This window comes from Candidatus Pelagibacter sp. (genome assembly GCF_052049835.1).
Taxonomy (GTDB): Bacteria; Pseudomonadota; Alphaproteobacteria; order Pelagibacterales; family Pelagibacteraceae; genus Pelagibacter.
In genome coordinates this window covers 1-6,712 of the sequence record NZ_JBNGZF010000011.1, presented here as the reverse complement: position 1 = coordinate 6,712, position 6,712 = coordinate 1, and the positions used below count along the sequence as shown (strand labels likewise).

At 22.9% G+C, this 6,712-nt stretch carries 8 protein-coding genes; 4 read left to right on the top strand and 4 right to left on the bottom strand.

Going from position 1 to position 6,712, the window contains the following annotated elements; genetic code table 11:
* The 3 genes from ACTT9R_RS05390 to ACTT9R_RS05380 all read right to left on the bottom strand — a co-directional run.
* Positions 1-436, bottom strand: a 436-nt coding sequence (locus ACTT9R_RS05390; protein ID WP_440926991.1) for a hypothetical protein, incomplete at its 3' end; no start/stop codon positions are given.
* Positions 433-1,227 carry an NAD-dependent epimerase/dehydratase family protein gene (locus tag ACTT9R_RS05385; RefSeq protein WP_440926990.1) on the bottom strand — a complete coding sequence of 265 codons (795 nt, stop codon included), beginning with the start codon at positions 1,225-1,227 and terminating at the stop codon, positions 433-435. The genes ACTT9R_RS05390 and ACTT9R_RS05385, both read right to left, overlap by 4 nt.
* Entirely contained in the window at positions 1,228-2,196 is a 969-nt protein-coding gene (locus tag ACTT9R_RS05380) for a GDP-mannose 4,6-dehydratase (RefSeq protein WP_440926989.1), read from the bottom strand.
* A gap of 53 nt (positions 2,197-2,249) precedes the next feature.
* Here ACTT9R_RS05380 and ACTT9R_RS05375 point away from each other — a divergent pair, with 53 nt between their 5' ends.
* Genes ACTT9R_RS05375 through ACTT9R_RS05360 form a run of 4 tightly spaced genes read left to right on the top strand, consistent with a single transcriptional unit; the run spans position 2,250 to position 5,623 of the window.
* Positions 2,250-3,620: a radical SAM/SPASM domain-containing protein gene (locus ACTT9R_RS05375; protein WP_440926988.1), complete on the top strand. Its 1,371-nt coding sequence runs from the start codon at positions 2,250-2,252 to the stop codon at positions 3,618-3,620.
* Positions 3,605-4,585 carry an N-acetylneuraminate synthase family protein gene (locus ACTT9R_RS05370; protein ID WP_440926987.1) on the top strand — a complete coding sequence of 327 codons (981 nt, stop codon included), beginning with the start codon at positions 3,605-3,607 and terminating at the stop codon, positions 4,583-4,585. The genes ACTT9R_RS05375 and ACTT9R_RS05370 overlap by 16 nt, the downstream gene beginning before the upstream one ends.
* Positions 4,563-5,351, top strand: coding sequence for a cytidylyltransferase domain-containing protein (locus ACTT9R_RS05365; protein WP_440926986.1), 789 nt, complete (start codon positions 4,563-4,565; stop codon positions 5,349-5,351). Before ACTT9R_RS05370 ends, ACTT9R_RS05365 begins: the two co-directional genes overlap by 23 nt.
* A gap of 56 nt (positions 5,352-5,407) precedes the next feature.
* A complete protein-coding gene (locus ACTT9R_RS05360; protein WP_440926985.1) occupies positions 5,408-5,623 on the top strand; it encodes a hypothetical protein in 216 nt (71 codons plus the stop codon).
* 57 nt (positions 5,624-5,680) lie between these two features.
* On the opposite strand, the gene pseB is transcribed toward ACTT9R_RS05360, so the two are convergent.
* Positions 5,681-6,673 carry a UDP-N-acetylglucosamine 4,6-dehydratase (inverting) gene (gene pseB / locus ACTT9R_RS05355; protein WP_440926984.1) on the bottom strand — a complete coding sequence of 331 codons (993 nt, stop codon included), beginning with the start codon at positions 6,671-6,673 and terminating at the stop codon, positions 5,681-5,683.
* Between the last annotated feature and the right edge of the window lie 39 nt (positions 6,674-6,712).

Sequence of the window (6,712 nt, the reverse complement as noted above, 5' to 3'; positions counted from 1 at the left end):
AAATATAATTTGTGAGTTTATTTAATTGATTGTTACTATCAGCACCCCCTTGCACAAAAAGAATATTAATCTTCTTTTTTTTATTAAAGTTAAATTTAATTTTATCTATATTTTTTGGAAATAAGAAATATTCTGGTCCACAGTTATTTAAATTAAGATCTAAAGGATTAATAGATAAAACATGTTTATTAATTTTATAAATGTCTTCAAAAGTAATTATTTTCAAGTTTCTTGGCAATTTTGAATATTTTTTTAAATCTAAAATAGATAAATCGAATTTTCTTATTAGATTTTCAAGATTTATTTTATTATTAAATTGTTTTATTTTGGTATGATAATTATTTTTTAATAACTGATGTAATCTTAAACTCCTATAATAATGACCTGTTCCAATTTTTTTGGATTTTTCATAAAGGATTAAGATTTTTTTCCTCATTTTGCCAATATTCTATTTAAGCCTTTATCTAAACTATATTTAGGTTTCCAATTAAAAATTTTCTTTGTCTTTCTTATCAATGCTTTTGATGAAGCAATTTTATCATAATATGGTGTATCAAAAACAAACTTAGAAGAATTTTTTAGGAAAAATCCTATTCTTGTGTACAATTTAGCCAAAGTGATCGCTTTTCCATAGCCTACTTCATAGATTTCATTATTTAATTTTTTTTGTTTAATACATCTAAAAATCAAATCCATTAAATCATCAATAAATATAAAGTCTCTAGTAGTTTTTGGATGAATTATTTTTATTTTAGAATTCTTAGAATTAATTATTTTTTTTTGTATATCTGTAATTAGATTTTTTTTTTTATTTGGTCCATAAAGATTAAATAGTCTAAAAATTACAAACTCAATTTTTGATGTTTTATTTTTCATTAATTCTTTTTCGCAATAGTATTTTGCAATTTGATACTTGTTAAATGTGTAAAGTTTACGTTTATTACTAGGACCACCGCAAGTTGTGCTAAAAAAAATGATTTTAAAGTCGTATTTTTTTGAATTTTCAATTATTTTTTTTAAAATATTTAATTGAAGATTTTTATTACATTTATCTCTTCTTGTATCAAAACCTAAATGAATGAGATGTGAAGAATTTTTTCCAAAATTTTTATTTTTAATTCTTTTTGTCTTTAGTATTTCTACTTCATAATTTTTCTCTCTTAATTTTTTTAGTATGGAAGTCCCAATAAATCCACTAGCGCCAGTTATAGAAATTTTTTTTCTCAATTAAATATTATATATGTCTTTATATATTGATTGATTATTTTTTATCCATTTTATTGTTTTTTTTAATCCAGTATTGAATTTTGTTTTAGGCTTCCATTTAAGATGAAGATATATTTTTTTATTATCACATTTAAGTGAATTTACCTCACTTTTCTTTTTTCTTTTTCTCTCTCTTTGAACATTAAGAGGTTTTTTAATTTTTAATAATTTTGCGATTTTATTGTATAGCTCCAATATTGTAATATTTTCATTAGTTCCTGTATTAAATATTTCTCCAAATTTTTTTGAATTATGTATCTTGTAAAACGCTTCACACAAATCTCCAACATAGGTATAGTCTCTTTTTGGAGATAAATTTCCTATTTTTACTTTTTTAATTTTTTTATTTAATAGTTGATAAGCTATATTTGGTATTATTGCTCTTGGTGACTGCCTTGGTCCATAAGTATTAAATGGGCGTATTATTTTAACCGGTAAATCATATGAATTAAAAAAACTTAAAGCTAATTCATCTGCACTTTTTTTAGTCGCCGCGTATGGTGATTGAGAAAAAGTAGGATGCTTTTCATCCATTGGTTCATATTTTGATGATCCATAAACTTCACTTGTTGATGTCACTATTAAATTTTTAATTTTATTTACATTACAACTTTCTAGAATGTTATACGTTCCAATTATATTTGTTTGAATATACGCTAATGGAGATACATAAGAGAAAGGGATTCCAATTAAGGCCGCTAAATGAATTACCGAGTTTACACCAAGTGTACATTTATTTACAAAATCATAATCACGAATATCACCTAGTTTGATTTCTAAATTTTTATGTTTTTTTTTATCTAACCAACCCCAGCTATTTTCGAAATTATATTTGTCTAAAACAATAACTTTGTAACGTTTTTTGAGAAAATATTCTGCAAGATTAGAACCTATAAAACCACATCCACCTGTAATTAAGATTTTTTTCATAGTTTTAATATATGTACTTTATAATATTTTATATATATATGATATATAGCCTTATGAATGAAGCATTAACAGACATTAAAAGTAAAAAACAAGAAATTCTAACAGGATCTTCAAAATTAAATTCAAAAAAAAATTATTTTTTTAATAAAGATGAATATTTTTTAAAGAATATGCATTTAAATAAAGCGTATACAGATTTTTTAGATAAGAATTCACAAAATGATGATGATCAAGTGATCTTAGAGAGATTTAGAAAAAAATATAGAAACTATAGAAAAAATTGGTCTGATCAACCAAAAATGTTTTATTCAAATGGTTATGAACAGTTTAATAAAAATATTTATTTTTCAAATCCATTGTGTGTTGATATTGAAGTTGCTTCTATTTGTGACTTAGGCTGCCCCCATTGTTTTAGAGAATATATTATTACACCAGACAAGATAATGGATGAAAAAGTTTTTTATAAAATTATTAATGAAATATCAGAAATGGGAGTTCCGTCTATAAAACTTAATTGGCGAGGAGAACCTCTTCTCCATCCTAAACTTTGCGATTTTATTAGTTATGCAAAAAATAAATCAATCATTGACGTATCAATTAATACAAATGCTACCACACTAACACGAAAAAAATCTGAAGCGCTCATAGCGTCTGGTTTAGATCAAATAATATATTCTTTTGATGGAGGAACAAAACATACATATGAAAAAATGAGACCAGGAAGATTTAAAAATAATACATTTGAAAAAGTTTATGAAAATATAAAATTATTTCATAAAATTAAAACTGAATTAAATTCAAAATTTCCAATAACAAAGATTCAAATGATAATGACTCAAGATACTCGTAATGAAGTTGATAATTTTTACAAACTTTTTAAAGATATAGTTGATGATGTGACAGTTACTCAGTATAACGAACGAGGAGGAAATCTAGAAGACTTAAGTTTTTCAAAAAAAAAAGAATTGGAAGACTATTTAAGAGAAAATAATTTGCCTATGAATACTCCATATGTTGTAAATTTAGAGGGTGAAATTTTTATTTCGAAAAAGAGAAAAGCTTGTGAACAATTATTTCAAAGATTAATGATAACTTACGATGGAACAGTGGGTATGTGTTGTCACGATTGGGGTGCTCAACATTCAATTGGATATATAAATAAAAAGGCATTTAATACAGATGAAGTAATTAATGATTTAGAGAGAAAAATAAACAATAACGATAAAGGTTTTAGTTTGTTGAAAGCAGCAAAAAAACCAAAAAAATACAATACACCTATAAAAAAAATTTCAAAATTGGAAGAAATATGGAAAGGTGAAGAGCTTAATTCAGTTAGAAAAAAACATTTTGAAGATGAAATTGATGATGTAGCTGTTTGTAAAAACTGTTCTTTTAAAGACACGTATTCATGGGAAAAAATTTAAAGCATGTAGAATTTATTGCTGAAATAGCAAGTTCTCACAACGGGTCTCTAAAAATATTAAAAAAATTAGTTGAAAAATTAATGTTATCTAATTTAGATACTATTAAGTTCCAAATTTTTAATTTAAAAAAATTAGCACATCCAACATATAAATTTTACAATATCTTAAAAAAAATCTCTATTTCTAATTTAGAGTATGAAAAAATTATAAAAAAAGTTCTTAAAAAAAAGAAAGTTATCTTAGAACCATTTGACTATGAAAGTTTAGAATTTTGTAAAAAATTTAAAAACAAAGTTAGTATTAAAATATCTGCATCTGATAATGAAAATATAAGATTAATTAAAACTGCTCTAGAAAATTTTAATAGAGTTTTTATTTCTGTATCCGGTTACAACATATCCAAAGTAAGGGAAATATATAAAAAATTTAATAAATCAAATAAAATAATTTTTACTTATGGTTTTCAATCATTTCCTACTGATTATAAAAATTTAAGACTAGATTTTATTAAACAAATTAAAAAAAATCATATGAAAGTATGTTATGCAGATCATACAAGTAGAAATAACATCTTTAAAAATATATCAATAATAAAACAGGCTATAGATAATGGCGCACAATTCATTGAAAAACATGTAATACTAGATAAAAATAAAGAATATGTCGACAAAGTATCTTCTTTAGATGTTTTAGAGTTAAATGATCTTAAAAATTTTTTTATTAGAAGAATAAAAAATAAAAAAACTATTTCATATAATGAAAAAAAATATTCAAAAATAATGACTAGAAATGGTGTTTTTTTATATAAATTAAATAAAGGGCATATTTTATCAAAAAAAGATGTTATTTTTTTAAGAACTGGACAAAAAGGAATTTCTGAAAATCAAATAAATATGTATTACAAAAAAAAATTAAAAAATAATGTAAAAAAAGGACAAATTATTGAAAAAAAATTTTTTTATTAGAAAGAATATAATTTTAATTATTTTAGTAAGACTTAAATCAAAAAGACTTCCTCAGAAAGCAAAATTAAATATTAATAAATTTTCTTTAATAGAAATTTTGATCAAAAGATTAATCAGACACTTTCCAAAAAAGCAAATATACATTTGTACATCAAATAAAGAAAAAGACAATTATTTGAAAAATATTTGTGATATTTATAAAGTTAATTTTCATAGAGGAGATGATAAAGATATTTTTAAAAGAATAATTACTTTAAGGAAAAAAAAATATTTTGATCATTTTGTTAGAATAACTGGTGATAATCCTTTTACTGATTTATCAGCTATAAAAATCTTAGCAAAAAATCATTCAATTGGAAAGTTTGATTATACTTATACAAATGATTTACCAGTTGGAACACGCTCAGAAATTATTTCTTATAATGCTCTTAAAAAAGCAAACAATTTAGCATTAGATACTAAATCGTCTGAATATATGACTTATTTTTTTAAAAGGAGCATTTTTAAAATATTAGAAATAAATTTCAAAAAATTTATTAAAAAACAGAGTTTATTAAATTTGTCTATTGATACATTGGATCAATACTCACTGCTCAAAAAAATATTAAAGAATCAAGATATCTTTATTTCAAGAAAAAAGTTAATTAATTTATGTAAAAAGCACAAAAAAATGTTCTATAAAACATCAGTCAAAAGTATATCTCTTAAAAATAACAAATACGATGTACGCTTTAAAAAAAATTTATCAAATCATATTTTAGTATAGTAAAGACAAATTAAATTTTTGTGATAAAATAAAATAATATTATTTTTAAGAAAAAAATGAATAAGCAATTAAAACAATCAATAGAAATTATAAATAAAATAGAAAAAATCAGAGCCAAAAATAACAAAAATTGGATGGATTTAGTCAGACTGTCTCTTATGCTAGATCATAAAAAGACATCAAGAATTCTTTATCACATAAATAGTCATGATAAAAAAATATCAAATCTTGCAAAACAAATTTATGATTTAAGTAAAAAAACGAAAAAGTAGATGCAAGTATAGATTGTACTTTTAAAGACACTTGCGATCAGATTAAAAAAAATTTATTTATAAATTAGATATTATTTTTTTTAATTCACTAACTGATAAAAATTTTTTGTTATTTCCAGAATTATAAGAAAAATCAGATTTAAGTTTTTTATAATTAAATTTATTATAATAACCAAGAATTTTCTTATCTTTTATTGTAGGCAGAGTTATATAATATTTTCCAATATCAATTGTATTAATTGCATCTGCGGTACCTAATAATTCTTCATTAATTTTCTCTCCTAATCTTATACCTACAATTTTATAATTTTTTTCATTACCTGTAGCTTTTAATAAATCCATTATCCTGTATGATGGAATTTTTGGTATAACTATTTCCCCACCAACAGTATTTTTTAAACTCCATAAAACCATTTCAACACCATCTTCTAGTGAAATGTTAAATCTTGTCATTTTTTTATCAGTTAAATTAACTATTTTATTATTTTTCTTAGAATTTACTAAGTATGGCATAACCGATCCTCTGCTGCCAGCAACATTTCCATATCTAACTACACTAAAGGTGATTTTTTTTTTACCCTTAAAGTTATTTGCAGATAAAAATATTTTATCTGAGCAAAGTTTTGTGGCACCATATAAATTAACAGGAGATACAGCCTTATCAGTTGATAGAGAAATTACTTTTTTCACATTACTTTTGAGACAAGCTTGAACTATATTTTGAGCTCCAATTACATTTGTTTTAACAAACTCAAATGGATTATATTCTGCAGCAGGCACCTGTTTAAGTGCCGCTGCATGAATTAAATAGTCAACTCCTTCAACAGCAGACATTAGTCTTTCTTGATCTCTTACATCACCAAGAAAAAACCTCATAAATGGATATTTACTTTTTGGATAAAGCTCTTCCATTTCGTATTGTTTCAGTTCATCTCTACTAAATATTATTAATTTATTTATTTTTTTGAATTTATTTATAATTATTTTTATAAAAGATTTTCCAAATGATCCTGTGCCACCAGTTATTAATATTGATTTATTGTTAAGCATTCAAATTTTACAAATTGTTTTAATATTTAAGTAATATTT

Bases quoted from the DNA above. Each gene is read 5' to 3' on its own strand.
- pseB (WP_440926984.1), bottom strand. From the start codon at position 6,673: ATGCTTAACAATAAATCAATATTAATAACTGGTGGCACAGGATCATTT.
- ACTT9R_RS05380 (WP_440926989.1), bottom strand. From the start codon at position 2,196: ATGAAAAAAATCTTAATTACAGGTGGATGTGGTTTTATAGGTTCTAAT.
- ACTT9R_RS05370 (WP_440926987.1), top strand. From the start codon at position 3,605: ATGGGAAAAAATTTAAAGCATGTAGAATTTATTGCTGAAATAGCAAGT.
- ACTT9R_RS05375 (WP_440926988.1), top strand. From the start codon at position 2,250: ATGAATGAAGCATTAACAGACATTAAAAGTAAAAAACAAGAAATTCTA.
- ACTT9R_RS05360 (WP_440926985.1), top strand. From the start codon at position 5,408: ATGAATAAGCAATTAAAACAATCAATAGAAATTATAAATAAAATAGAA.